Origin of the sequence: Buttiauxella gaviniae (assembly GCF_040786275.1) — a bacterium.
In the GTDB taxonomy this organism is placed as follows: Bacteria; Pseudomonadota; Gammaproteobacteria; order Enterobacterales; family Enterobacteriaceae; genus Buttiauxella; species Buttiauxella gaviniae_A.
Window position 1 is genome coordinate 4,339,865 of sequence record NZ_JBFMVT010000002.1, and the last position, 24,947, is coordinate 4,364,811.

15 protein-coding genes are annotated in these 24,947 nt (G+C 55.4%); 5 read left to right on the forward strand and 10 right to left on the reverse strand.

Features of this window, described 5'->3' with window-relative positions; translation table 11 throughout:
- Positions 1 to 5 precede the first annotated feature (5 nt).
- From uca to AB1E22_RS20550, 6 genes are all read right to left on the reverse strand, one after another.
- Positions 6 to 3,620: an urea carboxylase gene (gene uca, locus AB1E22_RS20525; protein ID WP_367597065.1), complete on the reverse strand. Its 3,615-nt coding sequence runs from the start codon at positions 3,618 to 3,620 to the stop codon at positions 6 to 8.
- 9 nt (positions 3,621 to 3,629) lie between these two features.
- The gene (gene atzF, locus AB1E22_RS20530; RefSeq protein WP_367597066.1) at positions 3,630 to 5,426 is read right to left on the reverse strand and encodes an allophanate hydrolase; all 1,797 of its coding nucleotides are present in this window, start codon (positions 5,424 to 5,426) and stop codon (positions 3,630 to 3,632) included.
- Positions 5,427 to 5,639: 213 nt separating this feature from the next.
- On the reverse strand, positions 5,640 to 5,873 hold the full coding sequence (locus AB1E22_RS20535) for a DUF2526 family protein (RefSeq protein ID WP_367597067.1): 234 nt from the start codon (positions 5,871 to 5,873) through the stop codon (positions 5,640 to 5,642).
- A gap of 10 nt (positions 5,874 to 5,883) precedes the next feature.
- Complete coding sequence (locus tag AB1E22_RS20540; protein WP_367597068.1) at positions 5,884 to 6,630, reverse strand: alpha/beta fold hydrolase; 747 nt, start codon at positions 6,628 to 6,630, stop codon at positions 5,884 to 5,886.
- Between the two features lie 147 nt (positions 6,631 to 6,777).
- On the reverse strand, positions 6,778 to 8,376 hold the full coding sequence (locus tag AB1E22_RS20545) for an ABC transporter substrate-binding protein (protein WP_367597069.1): 1,599 nt from the start codon (positions 8,374 to 8,376) through the stop codon (positions 6,778 to 6,780).
- A 172-nt stretch (positions 8,377 to 8,548) separates the two neighbouring features.
- Positions 8,549 to 9,262 (reverse strand): glutamine amidotransferase, encoded by a 714-nt coding sequence (locus AB1E22_RS20550; RefSeq protein ID WP_367597070.1) that lies wholly within the window; start codon positions 9,260 to 9,262, stop codon positions 8,549 to 8,551.
- Positions 9,263 to 9,458: 196 nt separating this feature from the next.
- On the opposite strand from AB1E22_RS20550, the gene AB1E22_RS20555 reads away from it, so the two are divergent.
- From AB1E22_RS20555 to AB1E22_RS20570, 4 genes are all read left to right on the forward strand, one after another.
- Entirely contained in the window at positions 9,459 to 10,772 is a 1,314-nt protein-coding gene (locus AB1E22_RS20555) for an SrfA family protein (RefSeq protein WP_367597071.1), read from the forward strand.
- Positions 10,773 to 10,775: 3 nt separating this feature from the next.
- Positions 10,776 to 13,748: a virulence factor SrfB gene (locus AB1E22_RS20560; RefSeq protein ID WP_367597072.1), complete on the forward strand. Its 2,973-nt coding sequence runs from the start codon at positions 10,776 to 10,778 to the stop codon at positions 13,746 to 13,748.
- Positions 13,745 to 15,877, forward strand: a complete 2,133-nt coding sequence (locus AB1E22_RS20565) for a virulence factor SrfC family protein (protein ID WP_367597073.1) — start codon at positions 13,745 to 13,747, stop codon at positions 15,875 to 15,877. The genes AB1E22_RS20560 and AB1E22_RS20565 overlap by 4 nt, the downstream gene beginning before the upstream one ends.
- Before the next feature lie 122 nt (positions 15,878 to 15,999).
- Positions 16,000 to 17,466, forward strand: coding sequence for an aldehyde dehydrogenase (locus tag AB1E22_RS20570; RefSeq protein WP_367597074.1), 1,467 nt, complete (start codon positions 16,000 to 16,002; stop codon positions 17,464 to 17,466).
- A 25-nt stretch (positions 17,467 to 17,491) separates the two neighbouring features.
- Here the strand turns inward: AB1E22_RS20570 and AB1E22_RS20575 are convergent, their stop codons facing one another.
- Together AB1E22_RS20575 and AB1E22_RS20580 are read right to left on the reverse strand one after the other, a co-directional pair.
- On the reverse strand, positions 17,492 to 18,280 hold the full coding sequence (locus AB1E22_RS20575) for a helix-turn-helix transcriptional regulator (protein ID WP_367597075.1): 789 nt from the start codon (positions 18,278 to 18,280) through the stop codon (positions 17,492 to 17,494).
- Between the two features lie 15 nt (positions 18,281 to 18,295).
- Complete coding sequence (locus AB1E22_RS20580) at positions 18,296 to 18,853, reverse strand: kinase inhibitor (protein ID WP_367597076.1); 558 nt, start codon at positions 18,851 to 18,853, stop codon at positions 18,296 to 18,298.
- Positions 18,854 to 19,226: 373 nt separating this feature from the next.
- On the opposite strand from AB1E22_RS20580, the gene AB1E22_RS20585 reads away from it, so the two are divergent.
- Positions 19,227 to 20,960: an ABC-F family ATP-binding cassette domain-containing protein gene (locus tag AB1E22_RS20585; protein WP_367597077.1), complete on the forward strand. Its 1,734-nt coding sequence runs from the start codon at positions 19,227 to 19,229 to the stop codon at positions 20,958 to 20,960.
- A 51-nt stretch (positions 20,961 to 21,011) separates the two neighbouring features.
- Here the strand turns inward: AB1E22_RS20585 and AB1E22_RS20590 are convergent, their stop codons facing one another.
- Together AB1E22_RS20590 and AB1E22_RS20595 are read right to left on the reverse strand one after the other, a co-directional pair.
- Complete coding sequence (locus AB1E22_RS20590; RefSeq protein ID WP_367597078.1) at positions 21,012 to 22,988, reverse strand: autotransporter outer membrane beta-barrel domain-containing protein; 1,977 nt, start codon at positions 22,986 to 22,988, stop codon at positions 21,012 to 21,014.
- A 162-nt stretch (positions 22,989 to 23,150) separates the two neighbouring features.
- On the reverse strand, positions 23,151 to 24,830 hold the full coding sequence (locus AB1E22_RS20595) for a methyl-accepting chemotaxis protein (RefSeq protein WP_367597079.1): 1,680 nt from the start codon (positions 24,828 to 24,830) through the stop codon (positions 23,151 to 23,153).
- Positions 24,831 to 24,947 lie beyond the last annotated feature (117 nt).

Sequence of the window (24,947 nt, forward strand, 5' to 3'; positions counted from 1 at the left end):
CGCCCTCATCCCAACCAAAGCAGCGCATCCCCAGGCCCCACCGGGCGGCCCTGCTGGCAATTAATGCGAATCACCGTTCCATCGCGCGGGGCGGCGACCATCAGCTCCATCTTCATCGCCTCCACCACGATCAGCGGCTCGCCCTGCTTCACCGTCTGGCCCGCTTCGACGAGGATCTTCCAGATATTGCCGTTAAGATCCGCACTCACCAGTTGGCCTTCCTGCTCTTCACAAACGTCCAGCGCATCGGTCATCGCGCTCTCAACGGCGGCATTATCCTGCTCTTTCCAGTTCGCCACTTCGCGTTCAAACGCCGTTTTCTGGCGGCTGCGGAAATCGGAAATATCATCGGCGTTATCAGCCAGGAAATGGGTGTACCCGGCGAAATCAAACTCCACCTCTTCTACGCGAACCTGCGCTCGCCCCTCACGGAAGTCTGCGCGGAAAGCCGTCAACTCCTCTTCTGTCACCGGATAGAAACGCACCTGATCGAAGAATTTCAGCAGCCAGGGTTCATTGCCAAACTGGTCGTTCTTCAGGAATTTGTTCCAGATAGGCACTGTGCGCCCCACCAGTTGGTATCCACCCGGTGAATCCATGCCGTAGATACACATATACATACCGCCAATGCCCACGGTGCCTTCCGCAGTCCAGGTGCGAGCGGGGTTATATTTCGAACTAAGCAAGCGGTGGCGCGGGTCAAGAGGAACCGCGCAAGGTGCGCCGAGATAGACATCCCCGAGGCCAAGAATGAGATAGCTGGCATCAAAGAGGATCTTTTTCACCTCATCACGATGGGCCAGGCCATTGGTGCGCTGAATGAAATCAACGTTATTGGGCAGCCAGGGCGCATCGGCCCGCACCGTCTCTTGATAGCGCTCTACCGCCGCCAGCGTGGCGCTGTCCTCAAATGCCATCGGCAGATGCACAATGCGTGACGGGATTTTCAGCCGGGTCACATCCCCAAGCTGTTTTTCCAGGCTCAGCAGCATCGTCAGCAGTTGCGACTGAGAAATATGCTGGCTGTCGTAGCGCACCTGGAGTGAACGCACGCCAGGGGAAAGCTCCTCAATACCGGAAATATCAGCCTGCCTGATGGCTTTCATCAGCAGATAAATTCGCAGACGCAGGGCCAGATCCAGCACGTTGTCGCCGTATTCAATCAGCAGGTAATTATCCCCCGCCTGGCGATACACAACGGCAGGTAAACCGCTCTGCGCCTCTAGTTCTGCCAGAATCGCAGCGCTTGAGGTGGTGGTTGGCGTAATCGGCGGATGCAAATCCGGCAGCGTCTGAACATGCAACAGATTAGTGACCGCCACCTCCTGGGCTATCTCCAGAGATTGCGCATGTTCAAAGGTAATGGCGTGGAAGCGAATACGGTCTCCGGGTTTCACCTGCCCAACTTTCCACAATTCCGCTTTGGCAATCGTTACGGGGCAGACAAACCCGCCGAGACTCGGGCCATCACGCGTCAGGATCACCGGGAAATCGCCGGTGAAATTCACCGCGCCAATCGCATATTCGCAATCATGAACGTTAGAGGGATGAAGCCCCGCCTCGCCGCCGTCGGCTCGCGTCCATTCCGGTTTCGGGCCAACAAGGCGCACACCCAGTCGGTTGGAGTTGTAGTGCACCTGCCATTCGGCATCAAAGAACGTCTGCATCGATTCAGGCGTAAAGAAATCCGGCGCACCGTGCGGGCCATACAGCACGCCAATTTCCCAGACATCGCCGTACTGCGGAATCACAGAGGGTTCCGGCGTTTGCGGGAGCGAAATCGGTGCGGGCGTGGTACACGCGGGTAAACACGGCTGGGAGATCGCCAGCACATCTGCTACGCGCAGCGTACGCCCGGCATGGCCGCCGAACTGCCCAAGTGCGAACGTCGAACGGCTGCCGAGATAGACCGGAACATCAAAGCCGTTGCGCACCGCAAGGTAGGTACGGCAGCCGGAGGTGGCGCGCCCCAGTTTCAGGGTTTGCCCCGCTTTGACAATCAGCGGCTGCCAGTACGGCACGGCTTCGCCATCAAGGGTTGCCGGGCAATCGGCTCCGGTTAATGCGATGGTCGCATCGCAGTGAAAACGAAGCGTCGGCCCCTGCAATGTAAACTCAAGCCCGGCGGCAGACGGATGGTTACCGACAATGCGGTTTGCCAGACGAAACGCAAAATCATCCATCGGGCCGGACGGCGGGACGCCAATATCCCAGTAACCCAGGCGGCCTGGGGAGTCCTGCACGCTGCTCCAGGTTCCGGGCTCCAGCACTTCCACGGCATGCGCCCGGTAAACCACGCTATCGAGCAGGCGTGTCCACATCATTCCGGCTTTAAATTCTGCCAGTTGGACGATTTGGCGCAGGTAATCCAGGTTTGTGGCGATACCGTGTAAACGCGTAGCGGCAAGGGCGGAGTTCAGTTTACTTAACGCCTGCTGACGATCTTCCCCGTGAACGATCACTTTGGCGATCATCGGATCGTAAAAAGCACTGACTTCGCTTCCTGTGCTGACCCAACCGTCGACGCGAACATCGCTCGGGAATTCAACATCGGTTAGTACGCCAGGGGATGGCAGAAAGTTTTTCAGCGCGTCTTCAGCATAAATTCGCACTTCAATGGCTGCCCCTTTCGGCGGCTGCGCCATACGCGCCAAGTCGAGCGTGACGCCTGCGGCGATGTTTATCATGCACTCGATGAGATCCAGCCCGGTGACCATTTCCGTTACCGGATGCTCAACCTGCAAACGGGTATTTACTTCAAGGAAGTAAAACGCATCCCGGGCGGCATCATAGATAAACTCTACGGTGCCCGCGCTGCGGTAATTCACCGACTCGCCCAGAGCCACCGCCGCGGCATGAATCGCTTCGCGTGTGGCCTGCGGCAGATTGGGGGCTGGCGTTTCTTCAACGACTTTTTGATTGCGGCGCTGCAAAGAGCAGTCGCGCTCGCCTAAGGCAACCACGGTGCCATTCCCGTCGCCAAAAATTTGTACTTCAAGGTGACGGGCGCGATCGACAAAACGTTCAATAAACACGCCGTCGTCGCTGAAAAACTGCTGCCCCATGCGCTTGACGCTCGCCCAGGCTTCAATCAAACCGGCTTCATCTTCGCAGCGCGTGAGCCCTATCCCCCCGCCGCCTGCGGTGGTTTTCAGCATCACCGGATAACCAATTTCAGCCGCTGCCAGTTGCGCCTCTTTGAGCGTCACCAGCAGGCCGGTTCCCGGCGTCATCGGTACATTAGCTTTAAATGCCAGTTCGCGAGCCCGATGTTTCAGGCCAAAATCACGGATTTGGCTGGCGGTCGGGCCGATAAAAACCAGATCCGCATCTGCGCAGGCTTGCGCAAACTCCGCGCGCTCGGACAAAAAACCGTAGCCGGGAAAAATCGCCTGCGCACCGCTGGCTTTCGCTGCCGCAATAATTTTCCCCATATCGAGATAACTGTCTGCGGCTTTTTCTCCCCCGAGCGCAATAGACATATCGGCGTCTACCACATGCTGCGCGTTAGCGTCGGGCTCGGAGTAAACCGCAACACTCGTAATGCCCATTTTTTTCAGCGTTTTAATGGCACGAACGGCTATTTCACCGCGGTTTGCTACTAATACAGAGCGAAACATAATCCCTCCTCAGGCGCTATGGTGACGGGCAAGCCAGGCTTTCCAGCCGCCCCATGCGGTGATGTCCGTGGCGTCGCTTAATGCGGCGGGTTCGCAAATAAAGCCCTTCACGCTCTCCCCGTTTTCAAGCGTCAAAGTGCCAATGCCGAGAGGCGCAGGAATCTCCGCAACGAACTCACCAAAACGCGCCAGGGGAATGTCCCAAAGTTCAACCGCAATCGGCTGCCCTTCATGGCTTCGGGCCAGCCCTGGTTTTGGCGGTTGGGTGTTGGCTAAGGCGTAAAGTCGGTAATGGGCGGCGGTGCGCGATTCTTCGATAAACACCGCATTTCGCGTGGTGAGCTGGTGGTTCAGCGGCATTCCCCGCAGATGCGCACCGACAACGGCCACGCGAACGTGATTGACGGAAGGTTTTGCGGCAGCGCTCGCAGGAAGCGTTTTATTCGTTGCGCCCAACGGTAAATTCAGCGCCTGCTGCCAGGCGATTCCAAAGTGGCTTAACGCGTTGTCGTGCCATGCGGGAGCAATCAGCGTGATGCCCGCCGGTAAGCCGTCTGCGCGGAAATCCCCCGGCAGCGCAAGAGCACACAGATCGGCCAGATTGGTGAAGTTGGTGTAGGTGCCAAACTGCGAGTTAAAGCGCACCGGCTCCTGCGCCATCTCAGCAATTGTGCGGATAGTGGGCGATGTGGGCACCACCAGTGCGTCATATTCGCTTAACTGTGCGTTAATTTTCCGGGCCAGTTCGGCGCGGGTGTATTCCGCCTGCCAGGCATCGCACGCGCTGTAATTCAGGCCGTTCGCTACGATGCCACGCACGGTGGGGTCCATCGCATCTGGCTGGGTATTAAATATCGCCCCTACCGCCATGGTGCGCTCCGCAACCCATGCGGCCTGGTAAAGCTGTTCGGCAAGTTGGCTAAACGCGCTGAAATCTATCGGTACGAGTTCCGCGCCTGACAGCTCTAAACGTGCAAGCGTTCTGGCAAAAGCTGCTTCGCTACAGGCGTCACCAAAAAATTCCAGTTTGTCGGGAATGGCAAAGCGCAATTTTTCACGAAAACGAGCCGGGGCCGTTTGCGGATTCGCGCGAGAGTACGGATCTTGCGGATCGTAGCCACCGGCAATGGCGGCCACGGTTTGGGCGTCTTCAACGGTCAGGGCGAAAATCGACACGCAGTCGTTGAGACGGCAAGCGGGCACCACGCCTGCGGTAGAAAGCCAGCCTTTGGTCGGTTTCAGGCCCACAATATTATTAAAACCGGCAGGCACGCGCCCGGAGCCTGCGGTATCTGTCCCCAGCGAAAAACAGACCAGCCCACGCGCCACGACCGATGCCGAACCTGAACTTGATCCGCCGCTAACATATTCCGGATTAAAGCTGTTTTTGACCGCGCCAAATGGGGAGCGCGTGCCCACAAGCCCAGTGGCAAACTGGTCGAGGTTAGTTTTGCCCACCACAATCGCCCCAGCGGCTTTCAGGCGAGCAATAACCGTGGCATCTTTTTCAGGTGTATAAGTAAAAGCCGGGCAACCGGCACTGGTCGGCATTCCTGCGACATCAATATTATCTTTGACGGCAAAAGGCACGCCTAATAAAGCAAAGTCAGCAGCTTGTTTTTCACCAGAATTAATTGTGTGAAAAATTGTGGTTAATTGAGCATAGATTTCATCCTGCGTTGCAATATATATCCACGCATTATCATCGTGGGATAAATCCCCATGAATTTGCTGATATGCCGCCGCAAGCTGCTGCGGGTGCTGGCGGTAACTCGCGACCCATTCAGACAAAGTGGCTACTGACATAAACTGGAATCCCATCTGGTATACAAGATGAGAGGAATAAAGCAGTTATCGTGCCATGTTTAAATTTTGTTTTATTTTCAAGGGGTAATAATAAGAATAGTTTTTACTTATATTTATTTCGCACCATTGCAGCGCGTTATTTCTCATTATTTGTGGGATAGTGGTGCAATTATTAATGGGCTTCCCGCCATAAAGGCGGGAAACAGGGATGAATTAAATAATCGTCCCGCCTTTAGTTAACTCTTCGCGGCGCTGTTCCGCCTCCGCTCTCTGGTGATGGCCTTTTTGCGCGATCGCCGTGCGTAAACGCTGCTGCTGGGTATAACGATCTTCGCGAGTCAATTCTGTATCGTCGCTTAGCTCAATCAGCAACACGTTCATGTGCTCGATAACATTCTCAGCAATCGTCGCGTCTACGCGAGCCGTTACGTCTTCAAGATGGGCCATAATTTTCTCCTTATTTGCAAAATGATTCTAAAACTTTGGCTAACGCTGATGGGTTTTCCCATGACATGGAATGCCCACAATCAGGTAAAACTTCAGTCGTAATGTTCATGATTTTAATCTGCTCGAAGTCACTATCAGGTAGCGATTTTTCGCCAAATATCAGCGCTTTCGGCTTGGTTAAATCAGCAAACATGTTTATCCATTTATTGCCTTTTATCAGGCTATCAGCCCCTCGCCAGACAGCCCAGGGCGCCGCAACTGACAAACTTCCGGCCCACGGACCACTTTCATCGCTAACCATTGAATGATGGATCGTTGAGACATAACCCGCTTCGCTGGTGCTGCAAATTTGTTGGCTAAAGAATCCGCCGCCTGGGTGAAAATTGGGTTCCGACACCACCAGCCCGCACAAACTCTCGCCCAGCAATTGCGCCGCCTCGATACTGATACTTCCCCCCATGCTGTGGCCGTAGAGAAAGAACTTCTCTAATTTCAGATGAGAGATAAGCTCGGCAACCACCTGCGCCTGTTCGGTTATCGAATAGCTATAATCCTTTGGTTTTTCACTGTATCCGTAACCTGGAAGGTCGATAAGTATGGATCTTCTTCCGGCAAAATTCTTATCAGCGACGACTCGTGGATATTCGTAGGACGACGCGCAACCAAGTCCATGCACAAAGACTAAAGGCGTGCCGGTCCCGGGCAAATCCAGCCAGCGGACTCGGCAGTTTGCTACAGCGGAGAAAAACGAATCCATTTCATTAATCCTTAGATATTGAACCAGGTTCAGACCCCACCCCAACCCTCCCCTTGCCAGGAGAGGGAGCTTAAACACCTCCTCCTTGTCAGGGAAGGGAGCAGTTAGCTCCTCCCCCTGGCAAGGGGGAGGCTGGGTGGGGGTCAATTAATTCAATTTCGCTTTCGAGAAATCACTGCCGTTCAGGCTGACGCTATAACCCGTTACATTGCTGCGCGTGGCGTAGAAAGTTTTCCCGTTAGCAAGCGCAATCCACGGGGCTTGCTCGTAGAACACCTCTTGCGCCTGTTGGTAAAGTTTCGCGCGCGCCGCAGGGTCGCTGGTCAGTTTGGCTTTTTGGGTCAGCGCATCGTATTGCTTATCGCACCAGCGTGCCGCGTTAGAACCGCTTTTGATACTGCCGCAACCGAGCAGCGTGTCCGCGAAGTTATCCGGGTCACCGTTGTCGCTCATCCAGCCATACAGGGCCGATGAATGCTCGCCTTTGCGGATGCCGGAAAGGTACTCACCCCACTCGAAGGTGACAATTTTCGCCTTCACGCCCACTTTCGCCCAGTCCTGCTGAATCATCTCAGCGATGCGGCGTGAATTAGGGTTGTACGGGCGCTGAACCGGCATAGACCACAAATCCGTTTCAAAACCCTTCTCGAGGCCTGCCTGTTTGAGCAACGCTTTGGCTTTTTCAGGATCGTAGGCGCGGTCTTTCAGGTCTTTATCAAAGCCCATCATATTTGGCGGAATCGGAGATTTAGCCACCGTGCCGGACCCCATAAACACCGCATTAATAATCGCCTGTTTATCCACGGCGTAGTTCAGCGCCTGGCGAACCAGGGCGTTATCAAACGGTTTTTTGGTGGTGTTAAACGCCAGATAGCCGACGTTCAGCCCATCAATGCTGTGTAACGCCAGGTCTTTATTGGCTTTGATGGCATCAAACTGCACCGGTGCCGGAGCCGGGATTATCTGGCATTCGTTCTTCTGCAATTTCGCCATACGCGTCTGCACATTTGGCGTAATCGAGAAGATAAGGTGTTTGGTCGGCACTTCGCCGTTCCAGTAATTTGGGTTCGCCACATAGCGAATCAGGGAGTCGATTTTATACTCCTGCAACGCATACGGGCCGGTGCCGATCGGTGCGGTATCCACCTTCTCCGGCGTGCCTGCTTTTAGCATGGCATCGGCGTATTCAGCCGAAAGAATCGAGGCGAAATCCATTCCCCAGTCAGCGAGGAATGCGGCGTTCGGTTCGCTCAGCGTGAACTGGACATGGTAGTCATCAATTTTTTTAACGTCGGTAATCAGCTTATCCAGGCCCACGTCATTGAAATATTCGTAATTGGCCTGCGACACGTTGTGGTAAGGGTGTTTCGGGTCTTTCTGGCGCATGACCGAGAAAACAACGTCGTCGGCATTGAAATCGCGCGTCGGTTTAAACTCTTTATTGCTGTTGAATTTCACCCCTTTACGCAGCGTAAAGGTATAGGTTTTGCCATCCGGGCTGATTTTCCACTCGGTGGCCAGGGATGGCACCGGCAGGTTATCGCTTGGGCGGAACTCCACCAGGCGGTTATAAAGCGTTTGTGAGCTGGCAACAAACGTTGGCCCGGAGCTGGCAATTTGCGGGTTGAATGATTCAGGTGAGGCTTCGGAGCAGTAAACCAGCGTGTTATTTGCCGCAGCTAATGCGGCGCTGGCAGGTAATAAGCTGCTAAGCAGCAGAGCGAGAAGCGTTTTCCCTGTCGACATGATTTTACCTTCTATGTGCTTGCCAAATGAAAAATGAACTTATTTTTTTAAGTATCAATAACACCATAGCCTGCCGTCTGTGACAAATAACAAAAGGCTCTCAGGTTATTCAATAACAGCGAGATTTGTGCAGTTTTACGCCATTACCAGCACAATATCCCGCCGCCACCGTTCACAATAACGCAACAAACCGTTGAAGAATGGAACGTGCCTCCGGCGTATCTTCATTTCGCGCCAACAGGGCATCGAGATTTTTACCTTTCAAGGCGGCTCTTTCGCTGCGGCTGTTGATCATGGTGTTCATCACCGTGGTGCTAAATTCCGGATGGAACTGCACCGAAAATGCGGTCGGGGAATAGCGCACAATTTGATGCGGATCGTGGCTGGATGCGGCTAGCACCACACCACCCGCAGGCAAGGTGAGTACGCTTTGTTCATGGCTAAGATTGGTATAAAACATTTCCGGCAGGCCGCTGAGTAACGCATCTTCTTTACCCGCCGTATTGAGCGTGACGGCAATTTGCCCAAACTCACTGCCTTGCGGATGGTAATCCACCACGCCGCCCAGGGCATGCGCCATCAACTGGTGCCCGTAACAGACGCCCAAAACCGGAACACCCGCCTGGATAATTTCACGCAGCCACTCGGCGGTGCGCTCGCTCCACGCTTCTCGATCGGTGACCATCGCCCATGACCCGGTGACGATCGCCCCGCTAAACGTCCCTTTAACGGGCAGCGGCTCGCCCTCAAAAGGAGACACCACCCAAACCGGGCCAACATCCCCTATGGCTTCGTTAAACCACTGCGGCTGCTCACCCACGGCGTTGCGAATATCCGCAGGGGGATGGCCCATTTGAACCAGTAATAACGGCAATTTTTCTGTCATTTATTGAACATCCTTCGCGCTTCAGAGATGAATAATCAGTAGCACAAAAGCGGGCCTCCCCCCAATGACTTAACCGCAATCGCCCGATAATTCGAAAAAAGTGCCGCCTCTTCCGCCGTTTACCTGCGGATGGAATCCGTAAAATGGAAAGCGTGAAGATGGCTCATGCTGAGTCGTAAACAGCAGGATTGATGACGTGGCAAAAACATTATTGCGCAGCGGATGCCTTGATGACTTCCTTTCGCTTGGCGAAAACGGGCAGACGGTGTTCGACTCAGCGCTACAAATTCGCGAAACGTTGCGGTTACGCAAACAGCAGGCGGTGGTCGATAGCCTTGCGATTCCCCAGCCAAACGACGATGGCGATAGAGTCGACTGGTACGCGCCCGTAGAAGGCACGGTGGTCAGTTGGGCGGCGGCAAACGATGAGCAACGTAAAAAAGCGCTGCGTTATCTCGATAACTGCCAGGCTAACGTTGCCTCATTAATTCAGCGCTGCCAGCAGGCAGAAAAAACCGCCATTCAACTTTTCGGGTCGTTACTCGCCAACGCATTGCAGTTTCCGGGCAGCCAACATGTTTATCTGGTTGACGGCAAACCGGTGCTGACCTTTTGGGGCTTTGTGAACCTTAATAGCTGCGCCCGCGCCGATGTGCTGGATTGCCTGCGCATCACCGAAGAGCACGAGCCGGTGATTGAATTTCTTCCCGAACCGCCGCCTGCAGTACCGCCTGTCGTGGTGCTCAGTGAGCCGGACGAACCGCTTTATACGGTAGCGACGCCCGTCGTTGCCGCGCCGCAAACAGAGGCTCCGCTCCCGGAGATTGCACCCGAAGCGGTACCGGCTAAGAAACCTAAGCGCTGGTTACTCCCGGCTGCAGCCGCGGTTATCGCCTGCATCGCCGCCCCGCTCTCTTATTATCTGGTATCGGCTCCCCACGCCGAACCGTTAGCCCAGCCGGTAGCCGCTGTAAAACCGCAGCCGATTGCGCAGGCGGCCCTTCAGGCAGAGCCGGTGGTGCATGTTTCCACGCTGCCCGTAAGCCAGGTGGCGGTGGTTGAACCGCCCGCCCCACAGCCAGAACCTGCGGCTGTCATCACCCCACCACCGCCTGCGGATATACCGAAAGGCACACTGATTTTACCGGCTGATTCGCTAAAAATCGGCTCGACCAAATTCCTCAACGGCACCTGGCGCGTTGCCATCAACGTTAAAGATTCCATCACCGGCAAGCCGCCTACGCTGCGCTACCAGATAGCCAATAACAAAGGGAGCGTGCGTCTGGTGCATGGCGACAGCATCGTCTGTAAAGCGGAAGTTTTCTCAGGGCTGATGCAGTCCGGCACGCTGATGGTTAAAACTCGCGGCAATGCGCGGTGTAGCGACGGTTCGCGTTATCCGCTGCCGGAGATTTCATGCAAGCCCGGCGAGAACGATGTGGCCGAATGCAGTGGTAAATACGCGAGTGACACCGTGGTTCCCGTGACGTTTAAAAAAGTGAGTGATTAAGCCATGTTTGCCACCCTGTACCCTTACAAACCGAGCGTGACGCTCATTAAAGACAGCGGCATTCAGTTTCTGGATTTCGGCCTTGCTCCGCAGCCCAACGCCCCGCATACCGGGCGCTTCGTGCGTAAAACGGCGAACGGCCCACTATTGCGCCTTGATTACGATGTGGTACCGGGCAAATTTACCCTGCCGGGCACTCAGGGCTCGGCTCCCGAAGTGGTTAAACCGGAAAGCACCATTACGCTTGGCCATTCCCTGAAAGTGCTGGATAAAACCTGGCTGCCGCTGCCGTTCCTGCGCTTTAACCCGCCGCGCACTTTCGTTGGCGGCCCGGATAACTGGGCTCGCGTGCAGATCCGCTGCCTTGAAACGCCTGATTCCGCCGGGAACACCGTGCGAGTTACCCTCGCACTGGATACGAAAATCCTGGCCGATGACAATCCTGCGGCGCATCTCGCCCCCACGCAGAACGACGTACGCAACGGGGCACGTTTTGCCCTCGCCTGGCAAAACGAGGAAATTAACGATTTTATCGATCAGACCTGGGTTGATGGCTGGCTGCGCGAAGTCTTTACACAATTTGCCACCCGCCATGAATCCCGCAGCGAACGCGAAATCAGCAATGCGCTGAAAACCTTCGAGTATCAGGCGCACTATCTCAATATTATCGAAATGCTCGGCGCACAGCTTGCGGTACCGGAAGTAAAAATTGTTACCGCCACGCTGCAAGCCCCGGCGATCCCCGTCGATCTGGTGCTTGATGTGGGCAACACCCACACCTGCGGCGTGTTGATTGAAGATCACGGTGAAGCCAACGACGGTCTGCGCCAGACCGCCGAGCTGCAAATTCGCTCACTCAGCGAACCGCAAACCATCAACGAGGCGATGTTTACCAGCCGCCTCGAGTTTTCCGAAGCCAAATTCGGCAAGCAGCATTTCTCGGTAGAAAGCGGGCGTGATGACGCGTTTGTCTGGCCGTCCATCGCTCGCGTGGGTGATGAAGCCCGCCGCATGGCCTCCGCGCGTTTAGGCACCGACGGGGCGAGCGGTATTTCCAGCCCACGCCGTTATCTGTGGGATGAAACGCCTGCCAGCCAGGACTGGCGTTTTAGCCAGATGGGGCTGAAAACCCAGCGCGAACCGCTGGCGACCGCATTCCCACTGATGAACCTGATGAACGACGACGGGCAGCCGCTCTATTCGCTCCCCCTGGAAGACCGGCTGCCGGTGTTTTCCCCGCAGTACAGCCGCAGCGCGTTAATGACCTTAATGCTGTGCGAATTACTGGCCCAGGCGCTGATGCAAATCAACAGCGTAGGGTCGCGCCAGAGCATGGGGCATCTCAACGCCCCTCGTCAGCTCCGCCATCTGATCCTCACCCTGCCTTCTGCCATGCCAAAACAGGAGCGCGAAATTTTCCGCCAGCGCATGCAGGAGGCGGTGGGTCTGGTGTGGAAAGCAATGGAATGGCACCCCACCGATGAAGGCTTTACCAACGAACGCGATTTCCAGAAAAGCGTGGTGCCGGTGCCCGATGTGCAGATGGAATGGGACGAAGCAACGTGCGGGCAACTGGTGTGGCTGTATAACGAAGCGCTGGTTAATTACGCCGGGCAAAGCGGCAATTTCTTCCAGAGCCTCGCCCGCCCGGATCGCCAACTCACCGCCGACGAACCGCCGGGGAAAACGCTGCGCGTCGCGTCGATTGACATCGGTGGCGGCACCACCGATATGGCGATCACGCAATATCAGCTCGACGATGGGGTCGGCAGCAATGTGAAAATTGCCCCGCGCCTGCTGTTCCGCGAAGGTTTTAAAGTCGCGGGGGATGACATTTTGCTGGATGTTATCCAGCGATGCGTGCTCCCCGCGCTTCAGGCGCAAATTCACCAGGCGGGCGTGGTGGATACCGCAGGGCTGATGACCACGCTGTTTGGCGAGTCCGGGCGCATGGATACTCGCGGCACGCTGCGCCAGCAAACTGCCCTGCAACTGTTTATCCCCCTCGGCCACGCGGTACTGTCGTGCTGGGAAAATAGCGATCCTGACGATCGCCACGCGTCACTCGACGCAACGTTTGGGGAACTGTTAACGCAGCGCCCTACGGATAACGTCATCAATTATGTTCAACAAGCGGTGCAGCATGCCCTTCCCGCCGATGCCCCCGCGTTTGATCTATTCAGCGTGCCGCTGCAGGTGGAAATGCGCGCATTGCAGGACGCGATGCTCGCCGGGCAATTTACGCTGACCGCCCCGCTTCAGGCGCTGTGCGAAGTGATCGGCCATTATTGCTGCGATGTGCTGCTGGTTACCGGACGCCCGGCCTGCCTGCCCGGCGTGCAGGCGATGCTTCGTTACCAGCAGCCGGTGCCGGTGAACCGCATCGTCTGGCTGGATAACTATCAGACGCATGAATGGTACCCGTTCAGCCAGCAGGGGCGCATCGGCAACCCAAAATCAACGGCCGCCGTTGGCGCGATGCTGTGCAGCCTGGCGATGGATTTGCGTCTGCCTGGGTTTAACTTCAAAGCCTCGGATATTCAGGCTTATTCCACGGTGCGCTATCTGGGCATGCTCGACGGGAATAATACCCTTACCGAGAAAAACGTCTGGTATCGGGAGATCGATCTCGACGATCCCAAATCGACGCTCGACACGCGTCTGCATTTTCCGCTGCGTGGCAACGCGTGCCTCGGATTCCGCCAGCTTGATGACGCCCGCTGGCCCGCCACGCCGCTCTACACGCTGGCGATTAACTCCCCGCAGTTAGCCAAAGAGATTGCCGGAGAAGGCGTCCTGAACGTGCGGCTGCAACAAACCCGCGACGCCGACGCCTTTGTGCTGGCGGAAGCCTGGCTACAGGACGGCAGCAAAGTGCCGCTCAGCCAGCTCAGTTTTAAATTAAACACCCTGGCAGGAAGCTATAGCGGTGCCAGCCATTACTGGATTGACAGCGGGAGCGTATACCAAAAATGAATCCAATAACCTCAACGCCGCACCCTCTGGTGGAGTGGGTTCAACAGACCCGATTGACGGCCCCGCTGGTTGAAAATGAAGCCGATAGCCTGCTGCAAAAATTAGCCGCTTTCCAACAGCGCCAGCATTTTATTGACTTACAGGCGGAGCAACCACTAACACTTGGCTTGTATGGGCACTCCGTGGCGGGTAAACATCATCTGCTCACCACACTGCTTGGGGATCACCACGAACGCATTGACGTCTCCCTTGGCGGAAAAGTTCTGGATTATCTGACGCACATTAATCCAGGCCAGGCGCCCGCCGTTGCGGTGCGTTTTACGCGTCGTGAACTGCCGATGGCAGAACATTATCCGCTGCTGATTACGCTCTGGAGTGCTGCAACGCTCGCCCAGCGTATGATCCGCCAGTATCACGCCACGGCGACTCCCCGTCTGGCGCAACCGGAAGTCATTAGCGCAAAACTTAAAGAGCTTCAGGCGAGACGCCAGGCGCAACCGACGCCGGGAATGGAACCTGGGCCGCTTTCAGAAATCGCGCAGACTTACCACCAGGTGGTGCGTCGCCAGCATCATCTGGATAACGCCCTCTGGCAGCAAATAACCCATCTGCTGCCGTGGCTCAGTTGCGCCGATCAAGCCGCGTTGCTGGCCCCGTTATGGGGCGATAATTCGGCCTTTACCGCGCGCTGGCAACATCTTGCCGAAACGCTGAACCATCTGGGGCATGCAACGCAGGTATTAGCCCCTTCCAGCCTGCTGGTGGATACGTTCCTGCTCCCGGTTGAAGGTTTTTTAATTGCGACCACGCCAGACGAACCCGAAATCAACGCCGATGTGATGGTTTGCCCGCTCGCCGGGCAGCAGACCGGCAGCCAGGTGAGCCTGGCGCAAACGGATTTACAGCAACTGAGCGCTGAAATCACCCTTTCGCTTAACCATCAGCCGCGACTGGCGCAGGTAGACGTGGTGGATATTCCGCTCGATGGGCTCGATGATTACGCCCAGTCTCTACAACCGGATAAATTGCTGGTCTGCAATGCCGCAGCCGGGCGCCAGAGCGTGAATGCCGCAGGGAAAATGCTCGCCCGTTGGGTGGATAAAACCCAGGCCAGCAACGCCACCACGCCGGGGCTGATTTGGGCCATTACCCCACGGGATGCCCGATTTAGCGGGATTAATCTCGATGAAGGCGTGCAGCGCATTATCGGCCTGCCGGGAAAACGCTGGGGCACGCTGCAAGCCCTCGACAGTCGTAATATGCACCGTTTGCTGGAATGGATGGCTGATGCCCTGGTTCCGGCGCAACGGGCGCTGCGCATCGGGATGCTGCAAAAGGCGTTACACAGTGAGATCCGCGCCCTATTCAGCGCCATTCTGGACGGTGAAAACCTGACGCCAGAACGCGCCCGCTCGCAGGCGGAAGAGCTGGTGCGGGCTTTGCAATCTCACGCCACGCTTCACGGCGAACTGCTCGCAAGCCTTCTGCCTGAGCGCCACGCCTTGCAGCACTGTTGGGTAAACCATCAGCAATTGCATAACCAACAGCCTGCGGGTTTCAGCCTGGATATTGACCTGTTCGCGGAAGAAAGTCGCGATACGTCGCCAGGGCCTGGGGAGAATAACTTCGCCAGCGCCGTGCATCTGCTGTGGGTTAACCATCTGCGCCAGTTGGCAACGCGCCGTGAAATGGCGCATCTTTCAGGCCTGGATAACACGCAGCGCCAGGCGCTTTGTCAGTTGCTGATTATCACCAGTTACCGCCTGAAATTACCTGAGCAACTGGCGTCTGCTTTGCGCAATGGCGACGGCAGCATGGCGCAAGAGATCACCTGCGTGAGCGCGGTGTTAGGCGATTTTATAAGCTGGTTAGGGTACGCGCAGAGTGAGCCGTCGCAACGCCCGGCAAGCCGCGTGAATAAAGGCTCACCAGTCTTCGCCCCCCTTAAACAGGCCACCGCCGACAAACGCCTGGTGCGTTTAGGTGAGCAGCCCGTTCGCGGGAATACGCTGTATGTCTACGACTGGCTGGTTGCGCTCTACACCCGCGCGGTGGAAAACATCGGCTATCGCCATCCGCAGGATGTGACAGATGTACAGCGTGCGCGGCTGCGGGGGATCGTGGAATAACGGAGGCTCTCAGCCCTACGGCTGAGAGGCTAATCCCGCCGATTGCTGGAAAACTCGCCAATCCTCACTACACTCGTTGGCACCTTGATATTAATAATTTCTTTAAATAAAAGAGGTGCCCTATGCAGAACCCATCCCCTGTCTCTATTTCTATGTTAATCAATGGACTGTCCGTTGACGCTCAAAACCATGCGATCTTTGAGCGCCGCAATCCGCTCGACGAGCACGTTGCCACGATTGCCCCAGCGGCAAGCGTTAATGACGCCCGCTCAGCGGTTGAAGCCGCAGGCAAAGCATTTGTAAGTTGGTCACAAACCGGGCCAAATCAGCGCCGTGATTTGCTTCTCAAAGCCGCTCACGCCCTGGAAGCCAGACAGGCCAAATTTGTGGCAGCAATGGCCGCAGAAACCGGCGCGTCGGCGCAGTGGGCAGAATTTAATGTTCATTTGGGAGCCGGAATATTACGTGAAGCCGCAGCCCTCACCTCACAAATTAACGGTGAAGTGATCCCTTCTGATGTACCGGGTAATCTGGCAATGGCTGTTCGCCAGCCCGCAGGCGTAGTGCTGGGAATGGCGCCGTGGAATGCGCCGGTGATACTGGGTGTACGAGCTATCGCAACGCCTCTGGCATGCGGAAACTGTGTGGTGTTAAAAGGATCGGAGATCTCACCTGCCACCCATGGCCTGATTATTGATGCCCTGTGCGAAGCTGGTTTCCCCGCGGGCGTAGTCAATTTCATCACCAACGCCCCGCAAGATGCTCCGGCCGTGGTGGAGGCCATGATTGCCCATCCGGCGGTGCGCCGCGTGAATTTTACCGGTTCAACGCATGTCGGGCGAATCATCGCGCAAACCTGTGCCCGTTACCTCAAACCGGTGGTGCTGGAGCTGGGCGGCAAAGCGCCGCTGCTGGTTCTGCATGACGCAGATATTGAGCTGGCTGTGAATTGTGCCGCGTTCGGGGCTTTTGCTAACTCAGGGCAAATTTGCATGTCTACCGAGCGCATTGTGGTCGATAAAACTATTGCCGATGAATTTGCCGCAAAATTTGCCGCAAAAGCGGCCAGTTTGCCCTGCCGCGACCCACGTCTTGGCCCAACCGTTTTGGGAGCCGTGATTGATGTGCAGACGGTTTCCCGCTGCAATGATTTGATTGATGACGCGCTGGCTAAAGGAGCAAAAATTATTGCCGGTGGCAAAGCGGATTCAACCCTGATGCCCGCCACTGTGCTGGATTTTGTCACCAGGGAAATGCGTATTTATCATGAAGAATCTTTTGGGCCGGTGAAAAGTATTATCCGCGCACAAAACGACGATCACGCGGTCGCTATCGCCAATGACAATGAACTGGGGTTATCTGCCGCCGTGTTTAGCCGCGATGTCGCTCGCGCATGGAATATCGCCAGCCGCATTCAAAGCGGGATCTGCCATATCAACAGCCCGACAGTGCATGATGAAGCACAAATGCCCTTTGGCGGCGTCAAAGATTCAGGTTACGGCCGTTTTGGCGGACTTGCGGGCGTCCATGAATTTACCGAGTTACGCTGGATAACCCTGCAAACGCAGCCGCGCCCTTTACCTTTCTGATATTGATTAATGTACGCAGCCACGGCTAGCGTACATTTTTCGGCAAACACCCATAATGCTGGCGAAAGCGGGCGGTAAATCGCGAGCTTGAAAGATACCCGCTGCGCGCGGCAATCTCGCCGATGGGCAAGGCCGTGGTTTGTAACTGAGATAATGCGTAGGACATACGCACCTCTTCAATAATTTGCCGATAGCTCTGGGACTCCTGTTGCAGCCGCCTGCGAAGCGTCGAAGTACCCAGTGAGAGATGCCCGGCAATCTCTTGCGCCGTCCACACTTTTGCCGGTGACATCATTATTATCTGGCGCACTTGCTCCGTCAGAGTGTACCGCCGTTCAATCAGAAGCGGCCCTGCCAGGCCGTCATGATACAGCGCGAGTAATAAGCCTAAAGCCTGATGCTCTTGCAATTTCGCGGGTAATTTTTGACGGACGGCGTCGAGCAAATTATCCCACATAAACGCCATCCCCCGGCTCATTGGGGCACATAACGAAGTGAGCCGCGCGGCGGGATAATCCTGAATATAATGCGTTTTAAATACCGTTAATAATTCAGGGGAGAGCAGCAATAAGTCTGATCGAAATAAACCCTGCGCAGGTTGGTTAACAATCTCTAATTCGGTATTGGCCGGAATAATAATCAGCTCCTCGGGCGTGGCGACCAGCCGGTTTTCACTCTGGATAACGATTTTGCTGCCCTGGGTAATATGGCAGATGGCGGGCGAAAAAAGCTTAACACGATGCAAACGGTGCTTCTGGCTGGAGTAAACTTCCGCCGTGGTCAAATGGTTATGCTGAAAATGTAAATCCTGCACCGTGTTAGCCGCCTTTTATCGTCCGTATGTTGCTGTTAATTGTGTTTTGGCAATCACATTGCTGTTCAGCATAAAGCCGACCAACGCCCCGCTCGCATTCATGTCTATTGGCAGTTTATCGGCACTCAGCGCCCAAACGGTAAACTGATAGCGATGCGCTTTAGCGCCCGCCGGAGGGCATGCGCCGCCGAATCCAGCATACCCAAAATCATTGCGCCCCTGAACCGCGCCAGCAGGCAATTTAGGTTTTGCTGCATCACCCGCTCCGGCAGGAATGGTACGGGTTTCAGCCGGGATATTCACCACCGTCCAGTGCCACCAGCCGCTGCCGCTTGGCGCATCCGGATCATAAACCGTGACCGCAAAACTTTTTGTACCTGCCGGGGGATTCTTCCAGGCCAGTTGCGGCGAAATATTGCTCCCGCTACAGCCAAAGCCCTGGAAAACCTGAGTCTCGGTTAAGGGTTTATCCTGCGAAATATCACTGCTGCTGACGGTGAAAGCTGACGCCGCCGAAACGCTAAAACTCAATGTAGCCAAAATACTAGCAGACAAGATTGCGACTCTTTTCATTGTTTTTCCTCGATTTGGGTAAGAGTCACCAATGTAAAGTGCGCCGCAATCGCATGTTGTGCCTGTATGATTTTATTTTGTGCCGAAACGCTCAGGGAAGAAATCGGTAGCTGGAATTTAGTGATCTTTTCTGCCAGGATTTCCGCACCTATAAACTAACTGAATATAAGGAGGATCCCATGCTGTTTTGTGAAATGTTGTTTATTTCGCAGACTTTTGGCGATCGTCATAGCTCAAGCGTTATCGATATCGCCCTGCGATAATCCGGCTTGAGCGAAGCAAACCACTAAATCCCTTCCCTCGGGCTTACCGGGTTATCGTCAGCCATATTTGACGAGGCGTTTTAACGCCTGTAACTCTTGAGTAAGCAACAATGAGCACATTATTAACCGCACAATCTCTTAGCCTTGATACCGCATTCGGCCCTCTGCTGGCAGACATTACCTTTACCCTGAAAAAAGGCGATCGCCTGGGTTTAATCGGCCACAACGGCTGTGGGAAAAGTACCCTCCTGAAATTGCTTGATGGCACGCTTTCGCCCAATAGTGGCAACGTGACGCGGGCGCATCACTGCCTTCTCGCGCGTGTCGAACAGCATCTCCCTGAAGATTTGCATTCACTGACCCTGCTTGACGCGGTGATGGCAAAATTAAGCGTGGCACAACAGCATACCGATGGCTGGCGAGCGCAGGCGCTTCTTGCCAGCATGGGTTTTGATGAATCCGCATGCCAGCTCACCGCCGGAACGTTAAGCGGCGGGCAGCACACGCGATTATTACTGGCGCGCGCGTTGATTACCGAACCCGATCTTCTGCTATTAGACGAGCCGAGTAACCACCTCGATTTGCCGACTTTGCTGTGGCTTGAGCAGTTTTTACGTAACTGGAACGGCAGCTTTGTGCTGGTTTCCCACGATCAACATCTGTTGGATAACGTCACCAACGGAACGTGGATTTTACGCGACCGCGGGCTAAGTTTCTTCCAGTTGCCCTGCTCTGCGGCACGCGCTGCGTTAGTTGAACGTGACCGAACGGATGCCCATCGCCACCAGGCGGAGCAAAAGGAAATTGACCGCATTGCCGCCAGCGCCAAACGGCTGGCGATTTGGGGCCGCGTTTACGATAACGAAGACCTCGCCCGCAAAGCCAAGCAGATGGAAAAGCGCGTAGACAAGTTAAAAGACAGCCAAACCGAGCTGAGTGCTGCAAATCAGTGGCAACTGATTCTGAAAGGTGAAGCGTTACCCGCAGACAGATTGCTGGAGATGGAAAACCTTGCCGTCAGGCCTGCACCAGATTGCCCGCCGCTGTTTACCTTACCGCTGAACCGCGTGAAAAGTGGCGATCGGGTGGCGATCATTGGGCGTAACGGGTGTGGAAAATCGTCTCTGCTACGTTTGCTGTGGCAGCACTATCGGCAGCCGCAGGATGAAAAGGCGATTCGCCTGCATGGACGCGTCAATATGGGGTATTACGACCAGACGCTACACCAGTTACGCGATGGCGACACGCTGCTCGAAGCGCTCGAACCTTTCGCCGCGTTGACCGAGCGTGACCGCAAAATGGCGTTAATCAGCGCCGGATTTGCATGGCTGCGTCACGGGCAAAAGGTGAGTACGTTAAGCGGCGGCGAGCGCTCCAGGCTGCTTTTCGTTGGGCTGACGCTTGCCCGTTATTCTCTGTTATTGCTGGATGAGCCGACCAACCATCTGGATATGGAAGGCAAAGAGGCGCTGGCGGAAACGCTGCAAAGTTACGAAGGCGGCGTGTTATTGGTGACGCATGACCGAACGTTAATCGCGAAAAGCTGCAACCGCTTCTGGCTGATTGATAACGGCGAGCTGAGCGAATGGCACTCTCTGGAGGGCCTTTATGCGCGGCTGATTACGGATAACACAGGCGATGCGTTACCGCCTTCGCAACAGACTCAAGCCATTGCGCAATCAACCACGCATAGCGAAATGGAGACCTGGCTGGAACGGCTGGTGGATCTTGAGGAAAAACTTGCCCAGGATTTAGCCCGTAAACAAAGCCACCAAAAACCCGCTTTACAGCAGCAGTGGCGTGAAGAGATTGAGATGCTGAATCTGCGGCTGGAAGAGGAGTAAAACCTCACCCGTTACACTGTTAACGTTACAGTGTAACGGGTGTATTTAAACTCAGAACGTCGCGCTGAGCCCCACGTTATAGCTGGTTTGGTTGCCGTCACTCAGACCGCCGGTTTGCGCGACGGCGGCAAAAGCAGACACGGTACTGGAAAGCGGCATATCAGCCCCGACGGCGAAATCTACCCAGTTTTTATCCTGCGTTTCTCCCGCACGACTGAAGGTAAGCGCCGTCGATTTCAGGCCGCCATTGGCGCCGTAAACATCATCCCCAAATTGATGGCGATAATTCACCTGCACCCACGGATTGACGATGCCCAGATTGGTATCCAATCGCCAGCCTGCGCTGCCAATTTGTGAATGACCATTCTGATCGCCAAAACGCATGGCGGTTGTGCTGTTGCCCGTTTCGCTATAACCATCAACATGGCTGTAATCCCAGGCGTATTGCAGCATTGGCCCGGTGGTCAGCCAGTTGGTCACCGGGAAATCGTAGCCTACGGTCATGCGAGCGCCCCACAATTTACCGTTTGTATCCCCCTCTTCGGTGCGCGTTAGCTGCCCGAGCGTGATTTTGCGCTGAATGTTATCAAAATCGGCCGTCAGGTAATGAACGTCGCTATCCAGCCATGCCTGCCCGAATCGCAAATGGCTGAATAAAGCGGCCTGGAAACCTTTCGCATCATAGCGATAATTATCATCCGGGCGCTGTTTATCGAGCGAGCCCGCAATCAGCCCGCCCACCAGAAGGTAGTCATTTAGCTGATAATCCACACCAAGCGCCAGATTATTGGTATTCCCGTTGCCATCCCCCGAAGTGTGATTGCCATCAAAACGCTGATACCCGCCGCTATAGCCGCCAAAAACGCCTGTTGAACCGACCGCGTTATCGCCGTGGCGAAGCTGCTGATAGCGGCCATCAAGCGTGGCGCGACTTCCGCGAATCATCGCCTGGGTCCCCTGATTCAGGTACGACACCTGCACAGGGGCGTTAACGATCGCTTCAATATATTGCGCGATGATGGTATGCACCTGCGGGCCAGGATGGAGATGGTCGGCAAAGAGATATTCCTGGGCGGAGCTGAAACCTGGCGTTGAGGAAGAACATTCATTCGCCCCCACGCCCGGCGGGCAAGCCATACCCACGGTGTTGGTCAGGCCGTACGCCTGCGGATTTGCCAGAATGTCCTGGAAGATACCGTTGATGTCCGCCCGCGCAATATTCCCGCCATGCTGCAGGAGCGCACTCTCTTCCGTATTGTTGTAGTACGTTGTGAGTGCGGAGGCCTGCTGCGCGGCGGTATCGTAGGCGGCTATCAGTTGAGCGGCGATGCCCTGCTGAATCAACGGATTACTGCTGACCACCGATGCGGCGGCGGTTAACGCCTGATGAATCGCCTGTTGGCGGCGGGCGAGATCCGTTGGCTGCGCTGCATTAAGCGACGCGAAAGCCGCCTGTATCGCCGGCGTCGCGGCAGCGCCAAGCCCTACCGTCAGCACGGATTCCAGCAGCAAAGGTGTTGCGCTGATGTCTGGCACATTCGGCACCACAACCAGCCCCGCCCCCGCATCCAGGAGTCTACCCACCTGCGCACCGGCATTGGTGGCGCTGTTAGCGGCAATGGACTGCGCAAGCGCTGGCTGAATCGCGGCGGCGGCAAGATCGTTACCCCCAATCCAGTGGATATACAGACCATTTGCATCGGCTTTACCGCCTGTCTGGCTGAACCATTGCGCGAGCTGATCTTGCGTATTATCAGCCGGATTAAGAAGCGGCACGGCTGTTGCGCCCCCTGCGGCATAATTGCTGCCGCCCGCCCGGGAAGGCGTTAGCTGCAATCCGTAACGGTCAGCAAGTTGCTCATCGTAGAGTTTGTTTTGCGCGCTGTTCCACGTCCAGCGCCCGTTATTTCCGGTATCGCTCAGGCTGTCGCCAAATACCGTCAATGAATCGAATGCGCAAACCGGCGCGGCTAACCCTACAGCCACGGCCAGAGAGCTTAATTTGAGTAACGTGTGTTTGCAGGTCATTACATTTTCCTTGTAAATACCCTTCATACTTCACGTTGCTGATGCGTTGGCTACGCTAGTTCGCATTCCCGCAACTCGAATTATTGTGGGTATCAGTTATTTTTATGGGTCCACAAAAAGCGTAGCCAATACAACAGGAAAATGGCGAGTAAAAAGCCATACTTAGAACGAAGCCCAACTCGTGTCCTCGTCTAAAGCAACGCGGGTTTTCTTAGGTACCACCGCTTTTTTCACGGCACTGTGTTGCGGCTGGTTTAAACGGAAAATACCCACAGCCGCAGTTAGCCGCGCCGCCTGCTCTTCTAGCGATGTCGCCGCCGCTGAGGCTTCCTCAACGAGGGAGGCGTTTTGTTGCGTGACGTTATCCATCTCGTTTATCGCAAGCCCTACCTGCTGAATGCCACGGCTTTGCTCGTCTGAAGCCGCTGCAATCTCCTGCATAATATCGGTCACGCGCCTTACTGCGCCGACGATATCTGTCATGGTATCCCCGGCGTGCGCCACCTCTTTAGAGCCGTTATCAATCAGCGATACGGACTCGCTGATAAGCCCTTCGATCTCTTTTGCCGCCTGGGCGCTGCGTTGTGCAAGCGTGCGGACTTCGCTGGCTACCACCGCAAAACCACGGCCTTGCTCCCCCGCCCGCGCCGCCTCTACCGCCGCATTGAGCGCCAGAATATTCGTCTGGAAAGCAATGCTATTGATGACCGCCGTGATCTCAGAGATTTTCTTCGAACTTGCCGAAATATCATTCATGGTGCTCACCACACCGGAGACAATGCGCCCGCCGTCGCTGGCTTTATGCGAGGCTTCTTGTGCAAGTTTGGTGGCGTGATGGGCGTTATCGGCATTCTGTTTCACCGTCGCGGTTAGCTGTTCCATGCTGGCGGCGGTTTGCTCGATAGCCGCCGCTTGCTGCTCGGTGCGCGATGATAGATCGGTATTTCCGGCGGAGATCTCACTGGTTCCCTGATAAATCGCCTCCGCGCCCTGGCGTACTTCCCCGACGGTATTCACCAGCGACGCCTGCATATCCTGCAAGTTCTGGTTCAGTCTGCCGATCTCACTGTTGCCGAAAACGTCCGGTGCAAGGGTGAGATCCCCCTGGGCGATATGTTCGATGCGCGTGGCGGCCTGTCGTAGCGGGTGGATCACCACGCGGCGCAGCACGATAAAGGTAAACAGCGTCAGGAGCAGTGCCACGGCAAAAGCCCCCGCCATGACCATCACGCTTACATGCGTTCGCGCCTGAGCCTGCTCTTTTAAGGCAATCGCACGGTCGCTGCGTATCTGCGCCGCCTGAATTAACACTTTGCTGTACTCGGCATCCAGCTTGCGTGCTTCTTCATTTTCATGATTGATGATCGCTTCAAACATGCCGTTTTTGGCATATTTCATCATCGGCGCCATGCCTTTTTCCAGGTACTCGGTGAAGCGAGCGCGCAACTGGGTATCCAGCGCGTCCCCTTCAGCCACTTTATCTGCTCGCGCCATATAAATATCGAAGCTGGTCTGGGCCTGCTTAATGAGCCTGTCGGCTTCGGCGATATTAAATTTCATATCATCCATGTCCGCCACGCGGCCTGCCGCCCCGGCATGAATAATGTTCAGACGGGCACTGCGCAGGTTGGTTGAGCTTTCCGACAGCCCGATACGCACCTGAATTTCATTGGTGACGTTTTGCAGCGCTTTGTCGCTCTGGATTAAAAAATAGCCCGCCAGACCAACGCATAAAGCAAACAGAACTAAGATCCCAACCAAAATGGAAGTAAACAGCGGCACCAGCCGAATGTGGTGCCAGAAACGTATAGCCCCTTGCGGGGAATTTTTTGCAGTAGCCATGTCCTTGGATTCTCTTTATGTGTAGGGATATTGCCGTAGGTTTTTCATCGGCCTGGAGAGATAAAAGGTTGAGTGGCGCTTTGCGGTTTTGTGGCTTGGGTAACAAATTATTGGTGA

Excerpts from the sequence above, each read along its gene's own strand:
- atzF (WP_367597066.1), bottom strand. The coding sequence starts at position 5,426 with ATGTCAGTAGCCACTTTGTCTGAATGGGTCGCGAGTTACCGCCAGCAC.
- AB1E22_RS20535 (WP_367597067.1), bottom strand. The coding sequence starts at position 5,873 with ATGGCCCATCTTGAAGACGTAACGGCTCGCGTAGACGCGACGATTGCT.
- AB1E22_RS20570 (WP_367597074.1), top strand. The coding sequence starts at position 16,000 with ATGCAGAACCCATCCCCTGTCTCTATTTCTATGTTAATCAATGGACTG.
- AB1E22_RS20585 (WP_367597077.1), top strand. The coding sequence starts at position 19,227 with ATGAGCACATTATTAACCGCACAATCTCTTAGCCTTGATACCGCATTC.
- AB1E22_RS20545 (WP_367597069.1), bottom strand. The coding sequence starts at position 8,376 with ATGTCGACAGGGAAAACGCTTCTCGCTCTGCTGCTTAGCAGCTTATTA.
- AB1E22_RS20560 (WP_367597072.1), top strand. The coding sequence starts at position 10,776 with ATGTTTGCCACCCTGTACCCTTACAAACCGAGCGTGACGCTCATTAAA.
- AB1E22_RS20595 (WP_367597079.1), bottom strand. The coding sequence starts at position 24,830 with ATGGCTACTGCAAAAAATTCCCCGCAAGGGGCTATACGTTTCTGGCAC.
- AB1E22_RS20580 (WP_367597076.1), bottom strand. The coding sequence starts at position 18,853 with ATGAAAAGAGTCGCAATCTTGTCTGCTAGTATTTTGGCTACATTGAGT.
- AB1E22_RS20550 (WP_367597070.1), bottom strand. The coding sequence starts at position 9,262 with ATGACAGAAAAATTGCCGTTATTACTGGTTCAAATGGGCCATCCCCCT.
- AB1E22_RS20590 (WP_367597078.1), bottom strand. The coding sequence starts at position 22,988 with ATGACCTGCAAACACACGTTACTCAAATTAAGCTCTCTGGCCGTGGCT.
- AB1E22_RS20565 (WP_367597073.1), top strand. The coding sequence starts at position 13,745 with ATGAATCCAATAACCTCAACGCCGCACCCTCTGGTGGAGTGGGTTCAA.
- AB1E22_RS20540 (WP_367597068.1), bottom strand. The coding sequence starts at position 6,630 with ATGGATTCGTTTTTCTCCGCTGTAGCAAACTGCCGAGTCCGCTGGCTG.
- uca (WP_367597065.1), bottom strand. The coding sequence starts at position 3,620 with ATGTTTCGCTCTGTATTAGTAGCAAACCGCGGTGAAATAGCCGTTCGT.